This window comes from Ensifer adhaerens (assembly GCF_013283195.1).
Taxonomy (GTDB): Bacteria; Pseudomonadota; Alphaproteobacteria; order Rhizobiales; family Rhizobiaceae; genus Ensifer; species Ensifer adhaerens_G.
The window spans coordinates 3,379,515-3,398,585 of record NZ_JABEKT010000001.1 but is presented as its reverse complement, the minus strand read 5'-3'; the positions used below and the strand labels follow the sequence as shown (position 1 = coordinate 3,398,585).

Here is a 19,071-nt window from a genome sequence, read left to right as displayed (position 1 = left end):
GGCGCCAAACGTTCAGACTATTGTGGAGGGCGGCGTCGCCGTGCTCATCTCTTCAGGTGACCTGCCATCCAAGACGTCCTCAGCCGAATGGAAAAGCCGCCCATGACCCCGCTCAACCTCGAAGCCTATCTTCACGCCCATATTCCGCTGTCCGCGGCGATGCAGGTTCATGTCGACGAGGTAACGGACGAGCACGTGCGGCTCTCGGCACCGCTGGCCCCGAACATCAATCATCGCGAAACGGTGTTCGGCGGTAGTGCCTCGGCGCTGTCGATCCTGTCCGCATGGTCGCTGCTGCATGTGCGGCTGACCCGCGCCGGCGTTCCGGCACGCCTGGTGATCCAGAGCAACCGCATGGAGTATCTGAAGCCGGTGGCCGGTCCATTTGCGGCTTGCGCGACCCTTGCAGACATCGGGCAATGGCCGGATTTCCTGCGCATGTTTCATCGTCGGGGCAAGGCACGCATCGTCGTTGCTGCTGAATTGCTCGATGGTGACGAGCTTGCGGGGCGTTTCGAGGGCGAGTTCGTCGCCCTCGGACACGGAAAGAGTTAGCGGCAGTAGCGGTATTCGTTCCTGCGGTCGATCACGTCGAGATGCAGGTGCGTTTCGTGCGCTGCGTCGCTGCCGGGATCGAGCACGGTCTTGAAATAGAGGCAGGCCGATGCGGTGATCGCCCGCTGAAAGGCGCCGGTCATGGTGCCGTCCTCGTCGCGCGGCTGGATCTCGATGATCTTGCCGTCGCTTAAGGTGAAGGACGCGATGTCGACGGCGTTGCCGTGCGCATGCTCCGAAATCTTGCCGGTCTTGGCATTGTTGCGCAGGCGGCAGATATAGGTGGAGGCCTGGTTCAGCGTCTTGACCGTCGTGCCCTTGGCAAAGGCCACGTCAGACGCCGGCTGCACCGCTTCCTTGGTCCAGCGCGCCAGCGCCAGTGCCGCCTCGCAGCGCATCAGCCCTTTCGGCGCCAGCGTGACGTCGGGCAGCACGCTGGTGACATCGAGCGGCTTGTCGATGCCGCAGCCCTTACCATCGTCGATCCGCTTGGCCTCGGTGAAGACCGCGCCCAGTGCCTTCAGCTCCGACAGGCATTTGGCGTAATCGGCCGGGTTCTCCTTTTCGACCGGCGGGTAGGTGATCGGGGGTGCTTCGACTTTGTCGTCCGCAGGTTTGCCCTTCTCCTTTTCCCCTACGGCTGTGTCGCCCTTCTTGTCGTCGGCTCCCTTGTCGTCAGCCTTCTCGGTGTCCGTGCCTTCTGACGGCTTCGGCTCAGGTGTCGGCGTTTGGCTGTCCTGCTCTTCTTCTGGCGGCGGTTGGTTCTTGTTTGCCTCACCATCCTTTGCCGGCGTTCCAGGCTTTTTTTCAGGCGCCGGAATTGGCGCGTCGGCCTGCGCTTCGGTCGGCGGTTTTTCGGAAGGAAGAGGTCCGGATTTAGGAAGGCTCGCGCCAGTGAGGAGCAATGTCGACAGGAAAATCAGAGGGATATGGCAACGCATGCGTATCCTTTCACGGGGTCCGGAGCGGTAGCCCAAGAGGGGGAGGAACGCATGGGAGGCGATCTGGTTTCATCGGCCTCGCCCAAAGAGCGTTGCAGTTCGGCAACGCCCCGAATTGGGACGATCCCATAAATTGTGGGGGAAGCGTTTCTATGTTGACAACAATAGTCATGTTTTTTATGCGGCATAAATGAGGCGACGCAATGTCGCAACGCTTTCGACCCCACGCCCAGCCAGCCCCTTGAGTTCGCCGCTCAACAGCAAGCCCGGCCCATGATTTCAAAGGATTGGTCCATGCTTAACCGGCACCGTCGCCTGGCACTTCTGGCTTGCACGACTACACTTGCTCTTTCCGCTGCAACGGCTGCCTTCTCGCAGACCGCGACGACCGAACAGAAGGCAAACGAGCAGACGGCTGAAGCTGCAAAGAAGGGTGAAACCTTCCTGTCGCCGATCGTCGTCAAGGGCGCACGCACCAGTGACCCCTATGCGAAGGCCGGCCCGGTCAGCGTGGTGACGACCGACCAGATCGACCTTCAGTCCGGGCTTGAAACCGACGACCTCTTGCGCGGCGTTCCTGGCACATCGACGGCGAACAACCCGCAGAACCCGGGCGTGGCCGTCAACATCCGTGGCTTCGAAGGTTCCGGCCGCGTCAACATGATGATCGACGGCGTGCGCCAGAATTTCCGCTTCACCGGCCATGAAGCGCAGGGCTTTGCCTATTTCGACCCGGCGTTCCTGTCCGAGATCGACGTGACCCGTGGCGCGGTCAACGGTGTTGGCGGTGGTGCGCTGGCCGGTTCGGTCAACTTCAGGACCTATGACGTCGAAGATCTGATCCAGGACGGCAAGAACTATGGCGGCATCGCCTCGGCCACCTACGGCACCAACGGTGCCGGCTGGTCGGAATCGCTGATCGGCGCCTATCGCTTCAACGACGTATTCTCGGTATTGGGCGGCATCAGCAAGGCCGATCCGGGCAACTACGACAATGGCAACGGCGTTAAGGTTCCCTACACCGAGGAGGACCTGCTGTCGGGCATGCTGAAGTTCGAAGTGACGCCGGACAAGGATCATACCTTCAAGTTCAGCGGCATCACCTATGACAACGACTTCTTCGCCAACTCCTACTTCCAGAACGTGAACAACCAGACGCTGGCGGCAAGCTATTCCTACACGCCGGACAACGAGCTCATCGACTTCCGCGCCAATGCCTACTGGAACCGGCTGAAGATGAAGTACGACGCCGATGTGAACGGTGCCGGTACTGCCGCAGGTCGCCGCATCACCGATACCGGCAAGGGCTTCGACGTCTCCAACACCTCGCTGTTCGATCTCGGCGAAGTGGCGGTCCGGGCCAATTACGGCGTCGAGTATTTCCGCGACGACTACGACGTCATCAACAGCACGGCGCGGCCGGGCGCTGGCGTCAACGGCAGCGGCACCAATGCCACGACGGGCGTCTTCAGCAATACGACCTTCACCTACGGCATCGTCGACCTGACGGCCGGCCTGCGGTGGGACCACTACAGCCTCGACGGTTCGGGCGCTGTCGTTGCCGGCAACCCGATCGGTCTTCCGGCTGGCCCCTACACGGTTGACAAGTCCGACGGCCGCCTCAACCCGAGCATCACGCTTGCTCTCAACCCGACCGACTGGTTCCAGCCCTACGTGACCTACGCCGAGACCTCGCGCTCGCCGACCGTCAACGAAACCTTTGCCGGCGGCACGCATCCGGGTCCGAGCGGCCAGTCCTTCTTCCCCAATCCGTTCCTGGAGCCTGAAACCTCCAAGGGGTGGGAAGTCGGCGCCAATTTCTCCTTCGACGGCTTGCTCGATTCCAGCGACAGCCTGCGGGTGAAGGCCAACTACTTCCACAACAGGATCGACAACTACATCACTGCAGTCCTGCTCAATGGCGGCCGTCAGATCTTCTTCGCCAACAACCCGGGCACCTCGACGGTTCAGGGCTTCGAACTGCAGGCGGCCTATGATGCAGGCTTCGTGTTCGGCGACCTTGCCTATACCTACACCGACAGCAAGCTGCCGTCGCAGGTCAACGGGTTCGGCGTGCAGAGCTATCTGCCGGACAACATTGTCAGCGCGACGCTCGGCGCCCGCTTCCTCGAAGATCAACGCCTGACGGTCGGAACGCGCTTCTACGCCGTATCGAGCGCCGACGTCGGTGCGATCAACCGCACACCGCCGACCGTTCCGGGTTACGGCCTGGTCGATATGTTCGCGAACTACAAGTTCGAGAATGGCTTCGAGGTGACCGGAACGGTGACGAACCTGTTCGACAAGACCTATACCCCATCGTCGAGCACCATTGCCGGCAGCACGATCGACACCGGTCGCGGCCGCACCTTCCTGGTTACTGCCAAGGCCAAGTTCTAAGCGATACCAGACGAACTCCAGTCGAAAAGGCGGTCCTTGTGGCCGCCTTTTCTTTTGCCTCTACGGTGCCGCTTTTTCCCGCTTGCGCAAGGGCGCAACCCGCGCTAACACTTTCGCCCATGACAAATGCACGCAACATTTCGATCTGGTGGTGGGCTCGCTGAGGCGGCCTTGACCAGTCATGCGTGATTGAGACACCAAGCCGCCCGGAGATTTCGAGGCGGCTTTTTTGTATTCTGGCCGCATGGGAAAACCGGGCTTTTACGGAGCGAGACGAATGGCAACGGCAATTCTCGAAGACGGCGCGGAAAGCTATACCACCAGGGGCGGCATCGTCGTCACCCGCAGGCGGCGCGAGGCCTCCTATGCGGATGCGATCTCCAGCTATGTAGACAGGCTGGATGAGCGCCGCGGCGCGGTGTTTTCGTCCAACTACGAATATCCCGGCCGCTACACCCGCTGGGACACCGCCGTCGTCGATCCGCCGCTCGGCATCTCCTCCTTCGGTCGCGCGCTCTGGATCGAAGCCTATAACGGCCGTGGCGAAGTGCTGCTGTCGATCATCGCAGAACATCTGAAAACCGTTGCCGACATCACGCTCGTCTCCTCGACGGCAACCCGTCTCGACCTGACGATCAACGTGCCCGACCGTGTCTTCACCGAGGAAGAACGCTCGAAGATGCCGACGGTCTTTACCGTACTGCGCGCCGTCACCAACCTCTTCCATTCGGCAGAGGATGCAAACCTCGGGCTCTACGGCGCCTTCGGTTACGACCTTGCCTTCCAGTTCGACGCGATCGACCTGAAGCTGAAGCGTCCGGACGATCAGCGCGACATGGTGCTGTTCCTGCCGGACGAAATCCTGGTCGTCGACCACTATGCCGCCAAGGCCTGGATCGACCGCTACGATTTTGCCAAGGACGGCGCTTCGACCGAGGGCAAGACGGAAGAGATCGCCAGCGAACCCTTCCAGACCGTCGACAGCATTCCGCCGCATGGCGACCATCGCCCTGGCGAATATGCCGAACTCGTCGTCAAGGCGAAGGAGAGCTTTCGTCGCGGTGATCTCTTCGAAGTCGTGCCCGGCCAGAAGTTCTTCGAGCGCTGCGACAGCAAGCCGTCGGAAATCTCCAACCGGTTGAAGGCGATCAACCCGTCGCCCTATTCTTTCTTCATCAATCTCGGAAACCAGGAATATCTGGTCGGCGCCTCGCCGGAGATGTTCGTGCGCGTGTCCGGCCGCCGCATCGAGACCTGCCCGATCTCGGGCACGATCAAGCGCGGCGACGACCCGATCGCCGACAGCGAGCAGATCCTGAAGCTCCTGAACTCCAAGAAGGACGAATCCGAGCTGACCATGTGCTCGGACGTCGACCGCAACGACAAGAGCCGCGTCTGTGTGCCCGGCTCGGTCAAGGTCATCGGCCGCCGCCAGATCGAGATGTATTCGCGTCTGATCCACACGGTCGACCACATCGAGGGCCGCCTGCGCGACGACATGGACGCCTTCGACGGTTTCCTCAGCCATGCCTGGGCCGTAACGGTCACCGGCGCGCCGAAGCTGTGGGCGATGCGCTTCATCGAGAGCCACGAGAAGAGCCCGCGCGCCTGGTATGGTGGCGCGATCGGCATGGTCGGCTTCAACGGCGACATGAACACCGGCCTGACGCTGCGCACCATCCGCATCAAGGACGGCATTGCCGAGGTGAGGGCGGGAGCAACGCTGCTCTACGATTCAAACCCGGAAGAAGAAGAAGCCGAAACCGAACTGAAGGCCTCTGCCATGATCGCAGCCATCCGTGACGCGAAATCCGCCAACGCCGGCAAGGCTGGCCGCGATGTCGCTGCCGTCGGTGCTGGTGTCAACATCCTGCTCGTCGACCACGAGGACAGCTTCGTGCACACGCTGGCGAACTATTTCCGCCAGACGGGTGCCACGGTCACGACCGTGCGTACGCCGGTGGCCGAAGAGATCTTCGACCGGGTGAAGCCGGATCTCGTCGTGCTTTCGCCCGGTCCCGGCAATCCGAAAGACTTCGATTGCAAGGCGACGATCAAGAAGGCGCGCGCCCGTGACCTGCCGATCTTCGGCGTCTGCCTCGGCCTGCAGGCGCTTGCCGAAGCCTATGGCGGCGACCTCCGGCAACTGGCGATCCCGATGCACGGCAAGCCCTCGCGCATCCGCGTGCTCGAGCCCGGCATCGTCTTTTCCGGCCTCGGCAAGGAAGTGACCGTCGGTCGCTACCACTCGATCTTTGCCGATCCGTCGAGCCTGCCGCGTGATTTCATGATCACGGCTGAAAGCGAAGACGGCACGATCATGGGCATCGAGCACACGAAGGAGCCGGTTGCGGCGGTGCAGTTCCACCCGGAATCGATCATGACGCTCGGCGGCGATGCCGGCATGCGCATGATCGAAAACGTGGTGGCGCACCTCGCCAAGCGGGCGAAGGTCAAAGCCGCCTAACCATCGTCACACAATCAAGCGCCGCCTCCTTGACCGGGGGCGGCGCTTTTCGTTGTGGAACCGGCCGTCGTTCTCAAGGGGCGCTTGGGCCATCGGGGATTTCGCAGCGATCGGCAAACAGCCGTTCGCTGAGGAAATCGACGAAGACGCGGACTTTCGGCGACAGATGCCGGTTCGATGGCCAGAGAAGATGGAACTGGCCGGGCGCATCGAGATGGGCATCGAGCACGGTTTTGAGCGTGCCGTCGGCAAGTGGCCCGCGCGCCAGAAAATCCGGCATGCAGCCGATGCCGAGGCCACTGACCACGGCGCCCCGCAGGGCTTCCATGTTGTTGCATGTCAGCACCGTCTGCATCGGTGGCAGGAGGGCCTGTGCCGGCAAGGCGATAGGCCAGTCCTGCAGCTTGCGGCTGTTGGGAAAGCGGAACCGGATCGCCCGGTGACCGTCGAGATCCCGCGGGCATTCAGGAGTGCCGCGGTCGGCGAGGTAGGAAGGCGCGGCGCAAAGCAGCAGCCGGAATGGCCTGAGGGCCCGCGACATCAGGCGGGAGTCGGGCAGGTCGCCGCTGCGAATGGCGACGTCGACCTCCTCGTCGATCAGGTCGACGATGCGATCATTGAAGTCGAGGTCAAGTTCGACCTCGGGGTAGCGCTCGACAAACGCAGGTAGCACCGGCAACAGCAGGTGATAGCTGACGATCGGAACGCTGACGCGCAGGCGGCCGCGCGGGGCGGCGACAGCCTGTGCGAGCGATGCCTCGGCATCGTCGAGATCGTCAAGCACGCGGCGGCAGCGCTCATGAAACAGCCGGCCCTCCTCGGTCAGTCGCAGGCTGCGCGTCGAGCGTTGAAAAAGACGGACGCCCAGTTGCTTTTCGAGGCCCGTCACCGCCTTGCCCACAGCCGAAGCGGACAGCCCAAGCACGCGTCCGGCCGCAACGAAGCTTCCGAGATCAGCGGTTCGCACAAAGGCCGTCAGCCCGCTCAGGCGATCCATGGCTTCTCCTATTCGAGCGTTTTCTTCCGCCATGAGTGGAACAATGGCGGTATTTTCCCGCCACTGTGTCCAATTTATCCTCTTCAAGTCAATCGATAGTCACTGACACGGACCATATGGCCGGCCAATTTGCGTGCGCCGCGAGGTCCTTCCTTTGCTCGAACACAGCGGACTGACAGATATGAGAGAAGAGATTGGATGTGAGGGCGGGGCGGGACGTTTGTTCGTGCTTGTCGCCGTTTGCTGTGCCGCGGCGGCGATGCCGCTGACCTTCACCGGACCGGCCGTGGCGCTGCCCGCGATCAGCCGGAGCCTGGGCGGAAGCCCGCTGGCGCTCAACTGGGTCACCAACGCCTTCATGCTGACCTTCGGCAGCACCTTGATGGCCGCCGGCGCGCTTGCCGATGCCTACGGCCGCAAGCGCATGTTTCTTGGCGGGCTTGCAGCCTTCGGGCTGTTCTCGTTCGGCCTGGCCTTCGCCGGAGACATTGTCTGGTTTGATAGTCTCAGAGCGCTGCAGGGTCTCGGCGCCGCAGCCGCCTTTTCCGGCGGCATGGCATCGCTGGCGCAGGAATTTGAAGAGGGCGAGCGGCTGCGGGCGTTCAGTATCGTCGGTGCGAGCTTCGGCGTGGGCCTCGCCTTCGGCCCGATTGCTTCCGGTCTCGTGGTCGAGGCATTCGGTTGGCCGGCAATCTTTCTGCTCGTCGTTGCGCTTGCCGGCTTCGCCCTTGTGCTCGGGGCCATCTTCTTGAAGGAAACACGCGATCCGAATGCCAGAGGGCTCGATTGGAAGGGCGCGGCGACATTCACACTCGCGCTGGCATTCCTGACTTTCGGCATCCTGCAGATGCCTGAGGCTGGCTGGAGCGATCCGTTTGTCCTGGCAATGCTGGCAGCTGCTGCCGCCTTCTTCTTCATCTTCTACCGGATCGAGCGCTCCGTAGCGCGGCCGATGCTGGACCTTTCGCTGTTCAGATATCCTCGTTTTGTCGGCGTACAATTGCTGGCAGCGGCACCTGCCTATGCTTTCGTCGTGCTGCTCATTCTGCTGCCGGTGCGTTTCATCGGCATCGAAGGCATGAGTGAAATCGAAGGCGGGTGGATGATGATTGCGTTGTCGGCGCCGCTTCTCGTCCTGCCGATCGCCGCGGGCCTGTTGACACGCTGGTTCGCGCCGGCGGCCATCTGCGGGGCCGGATTGCTGGTGTCGGCGGCCGGTCTTGCCTGGCTCGGTCAGTTTCCCGTGGGGGCCGACCCTATGTTGCTGGTCGCACCCTTGCTCACCATCGGCATCGGCATCAGCCTGCCCTGGGGCTTGATGGATGGCCTTGCCGTCAGCGTGGTGCCGAAGGAGCGCGCGGGCATGGCGACAGGCATCTTCAGCACCACCCGCGTTGCCGGCGAAGGAGTCGCGCTTGCGGTGGTGACGGCGCTTCTCTCTGCCTTTGCGCAGATGAGCCTGGATTCGGTTGCGGGCGTGCACGCTGCCGATATCGCCCAGAGGCTCGTCACTGGAAACGTGGCTGCGGCCGGCAGCGTCGTGCCGTCGATCGAGCCTGGTGTCCTGCTTCAGGCCTATGGCGATGCGTTCGGCGCGCTGCTCTGGCTGTTGACGGCCATTACCGCGGCCACGGCGGTGATCGTCTTCCTCTATCTCGGCAAGGGCGCAGACGTGGTGGAAAGTGCAGCCGAAGACCCTGATCTGTTGCCGAGCACAGTCATGGACCCTTAGAAGGTGCGGATGGTCCGATCAAACCTTTGACAAGCCGCCACTGATGGCACATATGTCTGCCATTGACCGCCTGCGCGAAATTCGCGCGGGCGGTTTTGCGTTTCAATGGGCTTGCGTTTGCAACTCGTTTGCATCTGCATGAGGAATGATGAAAATGTCCGTATCCGATAACAGAACCGTGCTCCGACTTGCCTTCTGGGGCATTCCGCTTGCTTTGGGCGTCATGGGCCTGAAGATGTTGGCGTGGTGGGTGACAGGTTCCGTCGCGCTTCTGTCCGATGGTCTTGAATCGACCGTCAATGTGATTGCGGCTGTCATCGCCTATGCCATGATCGGATATGCCGCCAAGCCGGCGGATGCCGGGCATCCTTTCGGCCATCACAAGGCGGAATACATTTCCGCCGTTATAGAGGGCGTGCTGATCGTCGTTGCCGCGCTGCTGATCGTCTGGGAAGCGGTTCCGGCGATGATGGCGCCGGTTCTTCTCGATGCGCCCGCCCTCGGGCTCGCGATCAACTTTGTCGCCGGTGTCATCAATGCCGTCTGGGCCTATGTGCTGATCCGCGCCGGCAGGCAATATCGCTCGCCTGCGCTCAGCGCCGACGGGCATCATATCCTGTCGGATGTCGTCACCTCGATCGGCGTGTTGATCGGCCTTGTTCTTGCCATTGCGACCGGTTACGCGATCCTCGATCCGCTGCTCGCCGTCATCGTTGCCTGCAACATTCTGTTCCAAGGCTGGATTGTCATCTCACGCTCGATCGACGGGCTGATGGACCGAGCCGTGCCGGATGATGAAGAGGAGGCGATCAAGCAGGCGATTGCCGCCAATGCCAAGGGTTCGCTTGGCGTGCACGACTTGAAGACTCGCCAGGCGGGTGCGGTGATCTTTGTGGATTTCCACATGGTCGTGCCGGAAAAGATGGCGGTTGGAGAGGCGCATGATATCTGCGACCGCATCGAAGACGCGATCCGCACGGTTCATCCCGGCGCCAAGATCGCCATTCATGTGGAGCCGGAAGGCGAAACGGCGCACGGTGTGCGCGTAAAGGTAAGTGGAGTTCGGAAATGAGCCAGACTGACGTATCCGGCCTGTCGCAACTGGGCGCGAAGGTCGATCTGCCGCAAAGCCCTGACGAAGCGGTGCTCGAGCGTGTGCCGAGCGGCAATCGGGGCGCGGACTTCCTGGTGCGGTTCACCGCGCCGGAATTCACCTCGCTTTGCCCGATGACCGGACAACCGGATTTCGCCCATATCGTCATCGACTACGTGCCCGATGAATGGCTGGTGGAATCAAAGTCGCTGAAGCTTTTCCTGCATTCCTTCCGCAACCACGGCGCCTTTCACGAGGATTGCACCATCGACATCGCCAACCGGCTGGTGACGCTGTTGTCGCCGCGCTGGCTGCGCATTGGCGCGTATTGGTATCCGCGCGGCGGCATCCCGATCGACGTGTTCTGGCAGACCGGCAAGCCGCCCGAAGGGCTGTGGCTGCCCGATCAGGGCGTGCCGACCTATCGCGGACGGGGATAAGAAATGGCGGGCCTGGCCCGCCATTTTCATTTTGCCTCTCCTCGCGATCGTCAGCCGAAGATCAGGGCCGTTCCGGCCAGAGCCGTGATCCCGCCGAGCACGCGCGCCAGCGTGCCGCCGCCGGAGAGGCGGCCCAGCATCACGCCAAGGCCTATGCCGGCTGTGTGCAGGGCGGCGGTGGCGATCATGAAGCCGACGGCGAAGGGCATGGCGCCGGCGCTGCCGAGTTCGCCGCCATGGGCATGGCCGTGGAAGAGCGCAAAGAGGCCGACGACAGCAGCCGACGCAGCCGTATCGAGGCGCACGGCCATGGCCACCAGCAGGCCCAGCGCGACAACCGATGCGAGGATCGCGGGCTCGACGAACGGAAGGTCGATGCCGGCGGTTGCCAGCGCGAAACCGACTGCCATCATGGCGACGAAGGCTGTCGGCACCGCCCACAGCGCCCGGCCGCCGATCTGGGCGGCCCAGAGCCCGACGGCGACCATGACCAGAATATGGTCGAGGCCGAAGAGCGGATGCGAGAAGCCGGCGGCAAACGAGCCGTGCTCTTGCGGGTTGAGGTGTGCGAAGGCGGGTGCTGCGGATGCCATCAGTGCTGCGGCCGCAATCAGGATGCGTTTGTTCATGCTCGTCCCCATGGATCGACAGGGCCTGGGAGGAAAGCCCCGTTCTTGCTGTTCGTTGACGCGCTGATCTTATTGCCGCTTGTCGGGCTGTCCATACGGCATTTGGCGGTGGCGGTGTTTACCATAGACACAGTCCTGACTGCCGCTTTGTCGCCCCTTCGGTTTGTTGCATTGTCTTCGCGGTCGAGTCGCATTATCTGACTTTGACAAAGAAATTCATTGGACGCCGGAGAATCATCGATGAGCGACGAGGAAGACAAGAACACCGAACTGCCCTTGGGCAAGGAAACGGAGGCGAACCTTTTCAAGTCGCGCTCGATTTTCATCTACGGCACGATCACCCAGGAACTGGCGCAGAAGGTGTGCTCGCAGCTCGTGGCGCTTGCGTCGGCCAGCGATGACGATATCCGCCTCTTCGTCAGCTCGCCCGGCGGCCACGTCGAATCCGGCGACAGCATTCACGACATGATCAAGTTCGTGAAGCCGAAGGTCTGGACAATCGGAACCGGCTGGGTCGCTTCCGCCGGCGCGCTGATCTATGTCGGCGTTCCCAAGGAGCGTCGCCTTTGCCTGCCGAACACCCGCTTCCTGCTTCACCAACCGTCTGGTGGCACCCGCGGCATGGCGTCCGATATCGAAATCCAGGCGCGCGAAATCATCAAGATGAACGAGCGCCTCAACAAGATCTTCTCCGAGGCGACTGGACAGTCGGTCGAGAAGATCGCCAAGGACACCGAGCGCGACTACTGGCTGTCGGCTGAAGAGGCCAAGAGCTACGGTCTCGTTTCGCGCATCATCACCTCGGTTTCGGATATCTGAGGCCGATACTCGCCGGAAGCGGCGGTTTGATGTGAAAAGGGCATCGGCGGTCGCGCCGGTGCCCTTTTTGTTTTGCGGGTCAACGGATTGAAGAGCCCGTGGAGCCACCCAATGTTTCCTGAAGGCGACGCCTTGCTCCGTTCCGGCAAGCCGTGTATAGGCTTTGGCATGACCAAGGCCAGCGCATATCGGATCGCTACGATCTCTGCCGCACACGATGACAATCGTGCGCCGCTGCGCGCCTTCGCCTCGCTTCTTCTTCTCGGCCTTACTCGCGGTTGCCGGGTTCGCTGAGGAGCGCCCGGCGGCCGAAAAGCCACGCCGGCAGATGCTCCTCGAATCCCATAGAGTTTTAGGACAAAGGCGCGCCCGCCGCGGCATTTGCCATCGCAATCCGATCCTCGATCGGTTATGGCAAAGCGGCCAGAGCGCTCAGTGATGAAGAGAAGCTGCAATGATCCAGAAATCCCATTCCATCAAGAACGGCATGCCGGAAGCGGCGGTCAAGTATCAGCCTTACCCGCAGGTCGCGCTGACGGACCGTACCTGGCCTTCGAAGACGATTACCAAGGCGCCAATCTGGTGCTCGGTCGACCTGCGTGACGGCAACCAGTCGCTCGTCGACCCGATGGGCCATGACCGCAAGGCGCGCATGTTCCAGCTGCTCCTGGACATGGGCTTCAAGGAAATCGAGATCGGCTTTCCCTCTGCCTCGCAGACGGACTTCGACTTTGCCCGCTGGTGCATCGAAGAGGGCAACGTCGCCAAGGACGTGTCGCTGCAGGTGCTGGTGCAGTGCCGGCCGGAGCTGATCACCCGGACCTTCGAAGCACTGCAGGGTGCCCACAAGCCGATCGTGCATTTCTACAATTCCACCAGTGAGCTGCAGCGCCGCGTGGTGTTTGCCAAGGACGTGGCCGGGATCAAGCAGATCGCGACCGACGCCGCCAAGATGATCACCGACATGGCGGCCAAGGCCGGCGGCGGCTATCGTTTCGAATATTCGCCGGAGAGCTTCACCGGCACCGAGCTTGAGGTGGCGCTGGAGATCTGCAACGCCGTCACCGAGATCGTCAAGCCGACGCCTGACAACAAGCTGATCCTCAACCTGCCGTCGACCGTCGAGATGGCGACGCCGAACATCTATGCCGACCAGATCGAATGGATGTGCCGCAACCTCGACAATCGCGAGAGCCTGATCATTTCGCTGCATCCGCACAACGACCGCGGGACGGGTATCGCGGCGACCGAGCTCGGCCTGATGGCCGGCGCCGACCGCGTCGAAGGCACGCTGTTCGGCAATGGCGAGCGCACGGGCAATGTCGACGTCGTGACACTGGCATTGAACATGTTTACCCAGGGTGTGGACCCGAACCTGGATTGCTCCGACATCGAGCGGATCAAGGAAGTCTACGAGTATTCCAACCAGATGGTGATCCCGGAGCGCCACCCTTACGTCGGCGAGCTGGTCTATACCGCGTTTTCCGGTTCGCACCAGGATGCGATCAACAAGGGCATGAAGGCGATCAAGACCGCCAACAAACCGCAGTGGGAAGTGCCCTACCTGCCGATCGACCCGCGTGACGTCGGTCGCTCCTACGAGGCGATCATCCGCATCAACTCGCAGTCGGGCAAGGGCGGTATCGCCTATATCCTGCAGGAAGACTACGGCATCAACCTGCCGCGCAACCTGCAGGTCGAGTTCCGTGAAGATATCCAGCGCATCACCGACGAGGAAGGCAAGGAGCTACCCTCCAAGCGGATCCATGAGCGCTTTATCGAGCGTTACGTCGACCAGCCCGGCGCGCGGATAAAATTCGTCGATCACCACACCTATCCGGTCGGTGAGCACAAGGGCGTGCGCGTGGTTGCAGCCGAGATCACCGACAATGGCGAGACGAAGCGCATCGAGGGCAAGGGCACCGGTCCGATCGATGGTTTCATTAACGCGCTCTCGATCTACCTCGGTGTCGACCTCTCGGTTGCCGACTATTCCGAACATTCGCTGCAGCACGGCTCGAACGCCGCCGCCATCGCCTATGTCGAGATGGAGCATCCGGGCGGAAAGCTGTTCGGCGCCGGTATCAACACCAACATCGTCGCCGCCTCGCTGGAAGCGATCGTTTCGGCCGCCAACCGCGTGCTGGAGATGAAGCTCAGCTGAGCATTAAAAAACACCGCGCGTCGAGGTCGACGCGCGGTGTGTTCAATCGGAATGCAATGCAATGCCATGCGGGTGTGCCGACCGGCCGCTTATTTCGGGCCTGGAGGCGGTTAGCCCTGCCGGGCCTTGCGGTTGGCGTAGCGCCGATCGCGTTCGGCCTTGCGCGCAGCTTCGTCTTCGATGACGCGCGAAATGCGGTTCTTGTCAGCTGCTTCGCGTGCTTCGGCCTCAGCCGTTGCTGCAGCGGCGATTGCTGCCTCGCGCTCGGCGGCCTCTGCCTGCGCGCGCTCGCGCTCCTCGGTCTTTACCCGCTCGCGATTGATACGCCGTTCCTCGCGGGCGGCAGCGACCGCCTGGCGTTCGGCCTGTCGGGCGAGCTGGGTCGGTTCGGCTGCTTCCTTTGCAGCGCGATAGGCTTGGAGAAGCGCTGCCTTCGCATCGTTGGCGGCGCTACGACGGTCGGTGAGTTCACTGTTTCTGATGTTTCTCAAGTCTCTATTCCAGTTGAGGTGTCACCCTGACTGAAAGTCAGGCCTTTCTGACACGTTTCGAAACGGGGGCGGCGGCGGCCGCCAGGCGATCCTGCAACTCTTTTGCCAGGCGGGCTTCCCGCAGGCGCAAGGTCTTCTCCTCGCGAGCCTGGACGATCGAGTCAAGCTCTTCGACCGCGCTGTCACGGGCAAAGAACTGCGATTGCTCCTTGGCAAAGGCGATCTCGGCCCGCTGGCGCGATTTGTTGTGTGTGTCTGTCATGGGGTTTCCCGACTTAAAAGGGGTTCGCCTGCAGTGGCGCACCTCCATCGAGGTATGCGACAACTGCGCTATCCCTTTGGTTCCCACATGGTTTCATCTCCGGCGCGATTTCGATCGGCGGGATCATGCAGGCAACACGTGCTAACAAAAAAAGGCCAGGCATAATGCCTGACCTTGATGGGTATCATGCTCTCGACAGTGCCAGTACATCCGTGGTCAAGGGAGAGCCGATACCGATTTAAGCTGCCTGAAGGTTGCAGGCAGACATCTTGCCCGACTTGTTGTCGCGCTCCATGTCGTAGGCGATCTTCTGGCCTTCGACGATTTCGCGCATGCCAGCGCGCTCGACCGCAGAGATGTGGACGAAGGCGTCCGGGCCGCCGTTGTCAGGCTGAATGAAGCCGAAGCCCTTGGTGGAATTAAACCATTTAACTGTGCCAGTGGTCATGATGAACCCTTTCATAGCGTATTGAATGACCGCGGCGCGGAAGCGCTGCGGATGATGATAGCGATTTTTGAAAGGAAGGTTCGTTCAGGGCGCGGTTGCTAAATGCGCGGTAACCAAAGCTCAGCAAGCAAATATCGATTTGCCAGAGATAGAGATAAAGTATTGCAATGTCAACCTTTGGTTTTTATTTGCTGAATTTTGCCAATTTTCCGGGCGAGACGACACCGCAATTCGGAGTCAATATTTGCCCACGGCGGCAGATGTATTTTCTGTATCAAAAGCGGCTTTAACTATTTGGTTGTGTGAATAAATAACTGCCTGGGGTTCGGGCATTCTTGCTTTCTGCCGGACCGGCGAGCGAGCCGGCTTTCACGGCGACGCGATCCAGCCTGACAAATGGCACGCCAACACGAAGGCGACAGAGCGGCGGGGCGGTGTGAAGGTGCAGGGTCAGATTGTCGTCGAGACCGCTTCGGCCAGATCGTGCAGGCCGGGATTTGCGGACGGACCGACAACGACGAAGGATGCGCCGCCGCGCTGCCAGGAAACCATACCGAGATCGTCGCGGATGCTTTCGGAGAACTTGTCGGATTGCGGGCTGTCGCTGTCCTTGAGGAAACAGATTGCAAACACGTCGCCATCGGCATTGCGATAGATGAGCTGGGCGACGGGTTTGCCGTTTGCGACGAGCAGGCGTGCGCCCTCGAAGTTCAGGCCCTTGCCGGTGAGGTTGGGGATGGTGAACGGCACGCCGACGCTGGAGGCGAGCCAGGTCTCGATAACAGGAGCTTCGGAGGCAGGAACCTCGACGAGGCGTTCCTTCTGGCGTGAATAGATGCGGTGGTAGTCGGCGATGTCGTCGAGCCAGCTACGTGCTGAAGCAAGCTTCGTCGGCTCGCCGAGGCCGTTTGTCGTCCCGACGATATAGCCGGCGGTGCCACCGAGCAGAGCCAGCGCCACGGAAGCGGCCATCACGCGCGGCCAGACGCGCACGCGGCTGACATTGGCGGCAGCGATCGTCACCCGTTCCGCCTTGGGATTGATGCCGGATCCCTGCTTGATCTGACGCACCAGCGCCAGTGGCACCGGATCGTGCAGGAAATCCTCGAAAGCCGTGTTGCCGAAGGCGCTACCGGCCTTCAGCTTTTCGAACAGAGCCTTTGCGTCCTCGTCGCGGGCGAGGAGCGCCTCCAGCTCAGTCTTCTCTGCCTCGCCGAGTTCGCCGTCGATATAGGCGCACAACCGAATCTCGAGCGCGTGACCTTTCGTCTGCTGCAACGGTCATGCCCTCCTTTCGGTGTTTTCGGAAATCATCGCGGCGAGCCTGAGGCGCGCTGTCGATAGCCTGCTCATGACCGTGCCGATGGGGATGCCGAGGATATCGGCAGTCTCGCGGTAGCTGTGGCCTTCGACGTTGACGAGGAGGAACGTGCTTGCCAGGCCTTCGGGCATGGAGAGGATCATTTTCTGCAATTGGTTGGCGTAGACGGCCTTTTCGGCGGAGGCCTCGACGCTGAGTTCGTCCTGGTCGGACGCGTCAACCGTGCCACTGCCGGTGCGGACTTTTCGCTTGCGGATCTCGTCGACCCAGAGATTGCGCGTCATGGCGTAGATCCAGCTTTCGAGTCGGCCTTCTCCGTTCCAGAGGTGACTGCGCGTAATCGCTCTTTCGCAAGCTTCCTGGACAAGGTCATCGGCATCATGGGCATTGCGCGTCAATGTCATTGCGAAACGGCGCAATTTGGGCAGCAGGCTGACCAAGTCGCGTCTGAAGTCCTTCGTTTCTGCCGCTGGGCGCATTGCTCTTCCAAATGAAACGTGCGGGATCGTGTCTTTATTCGCCAGATAGTATCCACGGCCAATGATATGAAACATTTGAGCGCCAGTCTGCAAGGGAAGTCCCGGATCGGAAAGCGAAATCTGTTCTTTCTTGCGCCGTAATCCCAAAAACCTTCGCTCACCCGCACCCCGTCTCGCGAGGCAGTCGTTACCGTAAACTGCGAGCTTGCGCCGGCAGTGCGTCAAAGTTCAGCCCGAATCTGACCGGTACTCATCCGTGCAACTGCAAGTCGTTGTCGGGGGAAGTGTCAATGAACAAACAAGAATGCGATCGTGCAGGCCGTAGCGGCTGGCGATCCTCTGGGCGCGTGCTGGGTGAGCGGTTGCGATCGGCGTCGCCGTTCCTTCGCGTTGCGGGCTTAAGCGTATCGCTTGCGGGCCTTGCTGCCTGCCAGAGCGCGTCGCTCAGCGAGACCGGCTCGCTGTCGTCCTACAAGGATTTCGTCGCCAGCGACGGCATGGTGACCAAGACGAAGTACCGGGTCGATTCCGCCGCGACCAAGACGGTGAAGACCGTGCACCTGATCCCGACGACCTTTGCCTCCAATGCCGACGTCGGCACGCTCGGCGATCCCCAGAAGAAACTGGTGGCGACGGGTATCGACCGGTCGCTGTGCGAGGCGCTCAGTGCCCATTTCGACGTCGTGCCGGTCTCGAAGCCTGCGGATATGGCGGTGCGCTCGGTTGTCAGCAAGGTCAAGGCGACCAATGCCGTTGTCGCCGGCGTGTCGACCGTCACCTCGGCGGTGGCGCCGGTGCCGGTCCCGCGTATTCCGATCGGCCTTGGCAGTCTCGCCGTCGAGGCGGAGGCCTTCGATACACGGGGCAAGCAGATCGCCGGACTGACATGGGCGCGGGGCGCCAATATCCTGACCAACGGCTCGCGCGCATCGACAGCGGCCGACGCCTTCGAACTGGCCGGCGACTTCTCCGAGGACTTCAGCGCGTTGCTGGCAAAATCCAACGACCCGATGAAGTCGGACTTCGAATTGCCGTCGATGAAGGCCGTCTCGAACAGCCTGTCCTATGCGGTCACCGGCAAGCCGACCGATCCCGATTGCGCGGTTTTCGGGCGTGGTTCCGGGGTGACAGGCATCGTCGGCGGCGGGCTGGGCTTGCCGCCGGAATGGACCGAAAAGAAGCGTAGCTGAGGAGGCGCTTTCAGCCAGGGTGCGGAACTGCCTTCCCGGTTGCGGGAAGGCAGTGGGACTGCGTCAATAATGCCTGACGCCGCCGAGCGACTGCAACAGCGAGCGATAGGCCCAGGTGTCTTCGCCACCCCGGTCGCGGATCTCGACCAGTTGCACGCGGGCATCCTCGATCTGGCCCTGCTCGATCAACGCCTGGCCCATGTAAGAGCGGGCGAGGATATAGTTTTCGTCGGCCTGGAGCGCGCGCTTGTAGTATTGCATGCCGAGTTCCATCCGGCCCGCCTTGCGATTGGCGTAACCGAGATAGTTCAGTACCCGGGCGCTCTTCTGATCCCTGACGGCGCCGAGAACCTTGATGGAATTCTCATACTGGCCGGCATAGGCGAGCTCGCGGGCGGCCTGGAAAAGGATGTCGTCGCTCAGATCGCTCTTCTTGGCGTTAACGCAGGCATTTTTCCTGGCATCCCAGACCTTGCCTTGGGTGCATTCGCTGCTCGTCTTGGTTTTCTTCGGCGGCTCGCTGCTATCCTCGCCGGCGGCCATGGCCGTCTGCGCTGAGAAGATGGCCGCGCCGGCGGCAAACAGGGTGCATAGAATGGTCTTGCGGTACATCATGCCTATCTCCCAACTGATACAATGGCGC

The 19,071-nt window shown here is 61.7% G+C and carries 19 protein-coding genes; 10 read left to right on the top strand and 9 right to left on the bottom strand.

Annotation, left to right across the window (positions count from 1 at the left end):
- The first annotated feature begins 102 nt into the window (after positions 1–102).
- Positions 103–555, top strand: a complete 453-nt coding sequence (locus LPJGGPFB_RS16255; protein ID WP_173420843.1) for a thioesterase domain-containing protein — start codon at positions 103–105, stop codon at positions 553–555.
- Here the strand turns inward: LPJGGPFB_RS16255 and LPJGGPFB_RS16250 are convergent.
- Positions 552–1,496 carry an extensin-like domain-containing protein gene (locus tag LPJGGPFB_RS16250; RefSeq protein WP_173420842.1) on the bottom strand — a complete coding sequence of 315 codons (945 nt, stop codon included), beginning with the start codon at positions 1,494–1,496 and terminating at the stop codon, positions 552–554. The two genes, LPJGGPFB_RS16255 and LPJGGPFB_RS16250, sit on opposite strands and share 4 nt — an antisense overlap.
- Before the next feature lie 294 nt (positions 1,497–1,790).
- Between LPJGGPFB_RS16250 and LPJGGPFB_RS16245 the strand changes: the two genes are divergently transcribed.
- The 3 genes from LPJGGPFB_RS16245 to LPJGGPFB_RS16240 all read left to right on the top strand — a co-directional run bounded on the left by LPJGGPFB_RS16245 (position 1,791) and on the right by LPJGGPFB_RS16240 (position 6,363).
- Positions 1,791–3,896, top strand: coding sequence for a TonB-dependent receptor domain-containing protein (locus tag LPJGGPFB_RS16245; protein WP_173420841.1), 2,106 nt, complete (start codon positions 1,791–1,793; stop codon positions 3,894–3,896).
- A gap of 119 nt (positions 3,897–4,015) precedes the next feature.
- Positions 4,016–4,060: a trpE operon leader peptide TrpLE gene (gene trpLE / locus LPJGGPFB_RS32870; RefSeq protein ID WP_178385073.1), complete on the top strand. Its 45-nt coding sequence runs from the start codon at positions 4,016–4,018 to the stop codon at positions 4,058–4,060.
- Positions 4,061–4,173: 113 nt separating this feature from the next.
- Positions 4,174–6,363, top strand: coding sequence for an anthranilate synthase (locus LPJGGPFB_RS16240; protein WP_173420840.1), 2,190 nt, complete (start codon positions 4,174–4,176; stop codon positions 6,361–6,363).
- A gap of 73 nt (positions 6,364–6,436) precedes the next feature.
- Here LPJGGPFB_RS16240 and LPJGGPFB_RS16235 read toward each other — a convergent pair whose 3' ends face one another.
- Positions 6,437–7,360, bottom strand: coding sequence for a LysR family transcriptional regulator (locus tag LPJGGPFB_RS16235; protein ID WP_173420839.1), 924 nt, complete (start codon positions 7,358–7,360; stop codon positions 6,437–6,439).
- A gap of 181 nt (positions 7,361–7,541) precedes the next feature.
- Here LPJGGPFB_RS16235 and LPJGGPFB_RS16230 point away from each other — a divergent pair, with 181 nt between their 5' ends.
- The 3 genes from LPJGGPFB_RS16230 to queF all read left to right on the top strand — a co-directional run bounded on the left by LPJGGPFB_RS16230 (position 7,542) and on the right by queF (position 10,625).
- Entirely contained in the window at positions 7,542–9,092 is a 1,551-nt protein-coding gene (locus LPJGGPFB_RS16230; RefSeq protein ID WP_173420838.1) for an MFS transporter, read from the top strand.
- A 154-nt stretch (positions 9,093–9,246) separates the two neighbouring features.
- Positions 9,247–10,164 carry a cation diffusion facilitator family transporter gene (locus tag LPJGGPFB_RS16225; protein ID WP_173420837.1) on the top strand — a complete coding sequence of 306 codons (918 nt, stop codon included), beginning with the start codon at positions 9,247–9,249 and terminating at the stop codon, positions 10,162–10,164.
- Positions 10,161–10,625 (top strand): preQ(1) synthase, encoded by a 465-nt coding sequence (gene queF / locus LPJGGPFB_RS16220; RefSeq protein WP_077503408.1) that lies wholly within the window; start codon positions 10,161–10,163, stop codon positions 10,623–10,625. Before LPJGGPFB_RS16225 ends, queF begins: the two co-directional genes overlap by 4 nt.
- A 50-nt stretch (positions 10,626–10,675) precedes the next feature.
- Here the strand turns inward: queF and LPJGGPFB_RS16215 are convergent, their stop codons facing one another.
- Positions 10,676–11,254, bottom strand: coding sequence for a HupE/UreJ family protein (locus LPJGGPFB_RS16215; RefSeq protein ID WP_173420836.1), 579 nt, complete (start codon positions 11,252–11,254; stop codon positions 10,676–10,678).
- Positions 11,255–11,494: 240 nt separating this feature from the next.
- Between LPJGGPFB_RS16215 and LPJGGPFB_RS16210 the strand changes: the two genes are divergently transcribed.
- Together LPJGGPFB_RS16210 and leuA are read left to right on the top strand one after the other, a co-directional pair.
- Complete coding sequence (locus LPJGGPFB_RS16210) at positions 11,495–12,073, top strand: ATP-dependent Clp protease proteolytic subunit (protein WP_173420835.1); 579 nt, start codon at positions 11,495–11,497, stop codon at positions 12,071–12,073.
- 454 nt (positions 12,074–12,527) lie between these two features.
- Positions 12,528–14,237: a 2-isopropylmalate synthase gene (gene leuA / locus LPJGGPFB_RS16205; RefSeq protein WP_173420834.1), complete on the top strand. Its 1,710-nt coding sequence runs from the start codon at positions 12,528–12,530 to the stop codon at positions 14,235–14,237.
- A gap of 110 nt (positions 14,238–14,347) precedes the next feature.
- Here leuA and LPJGGPFB_RS16200 read toward each other — a convergent pair whose 3' ends face one another.
- The 5 genes from LPJGGPFB_RS16200 to LPJGGPFB_RS16180 all read right to left on the bottom strand — a co-directional run bounded on the left by LPJGGPFB_RS16200 (position 14,348) and on the right by LPJGGPFB_RS16180 (position 17,238).
- Positions 14,348–14,728, bottom strand: coding sequence for a DUF6481 family protein (locus LPJGGPFB_RS16200; RefSeq protein ID WP_173420833.1), 381 nt, complete (start codon positions 14,726–14,728; stop codon positions 14,348–14,350).
- A gap of 37 nt (positions 14,729–14,765) precedes the next feature.
- Positions 14,766–14,990, bottom strand: coding sequence for a hypothetical protein (locus LPJGGPFB_RS16195; protein WP_173420832.1), 225 nt, complete (start codon positions 14,988–14,990; stop codon positions 14,766–14,768).
- A gap of 238 nt (positions 14,991–15,228) precedes the next feature.
- The gene (locus tag LPJGGPFB_RS16190) at positions 15,229–15,438 is read right to left on the bottom strand and encodes a cold-shock protein (RefSeq protein ID WP_025427963.1); all 210 of its coding nucleotides are present in this window, start codon (positions 15,436–15,438) and stop codon (positions 15,229–15,231) included.
- Positions 15,439–15,888: 450 nt separating this feature from the next.
- Positions 15,889–16,716 carry an anti-sigma factor family protein gene (locus LPJGGPFB_RS16185; protein WP_173420831.1) on the bottom strand — a complete coding sequence of 276 codons (828 nt, stop codon included), beginning with the start codon at positions 16,714–16,716 and terminating at the stop codon, positions 15,889–15,891.
- A gap of 3 nt (positions 16,717–16,719) precedes the next feature.
- Positions 16,720–17,238 (bottom strand): RNA polymerase sigma factor, encoded by a 519-nt coding sequence (locus LPJGGPFB_RS16180; protein ID WP_173420830.1) that lies wholly within the window; start codon positions 17,236–17,238, stop codon positions 16,720–16,722.
- 290 nt (positions 17,239–17,528) lie between these two features.
- Between LPJGGPFB_RS16180 and LPJGGPFB_RS16175 the strand changes: the two genes are divergently transcribed.
- Positions 17,529–18,428 carry a DUF3313 domain-containing protein gene (locus LPJGGPFB_RS16175; RefSeq protein ID WP_173420829.1) on the top strand — a complete coding sequence of 300 codons (900 nt, stop codon included), beginning with the start codon at positions 17,529–17,531 and terminating at the stop codon, positions 18,426–18,428.
- 63 nt (positions 18,429–18,491) lie between these two features.
- Here LPJGGPFB_RS16175 and LPJGGPFB_RS16170 read toward each other — a convergent pair whose 3' ends face one another.
- A complete protein-coding gene (locus LPJGGPFB_RS16170; RefSeq protein WP_173421070.1) occupies positions 18,492–19,040 on the bottom strand; it encodes a tetratricopeptide repeat protein in 549 nt (182 codons plus the stop codon).
- Between the last annotated feature and the right edge of the window lie 31 nt (positions 19,041–19,071).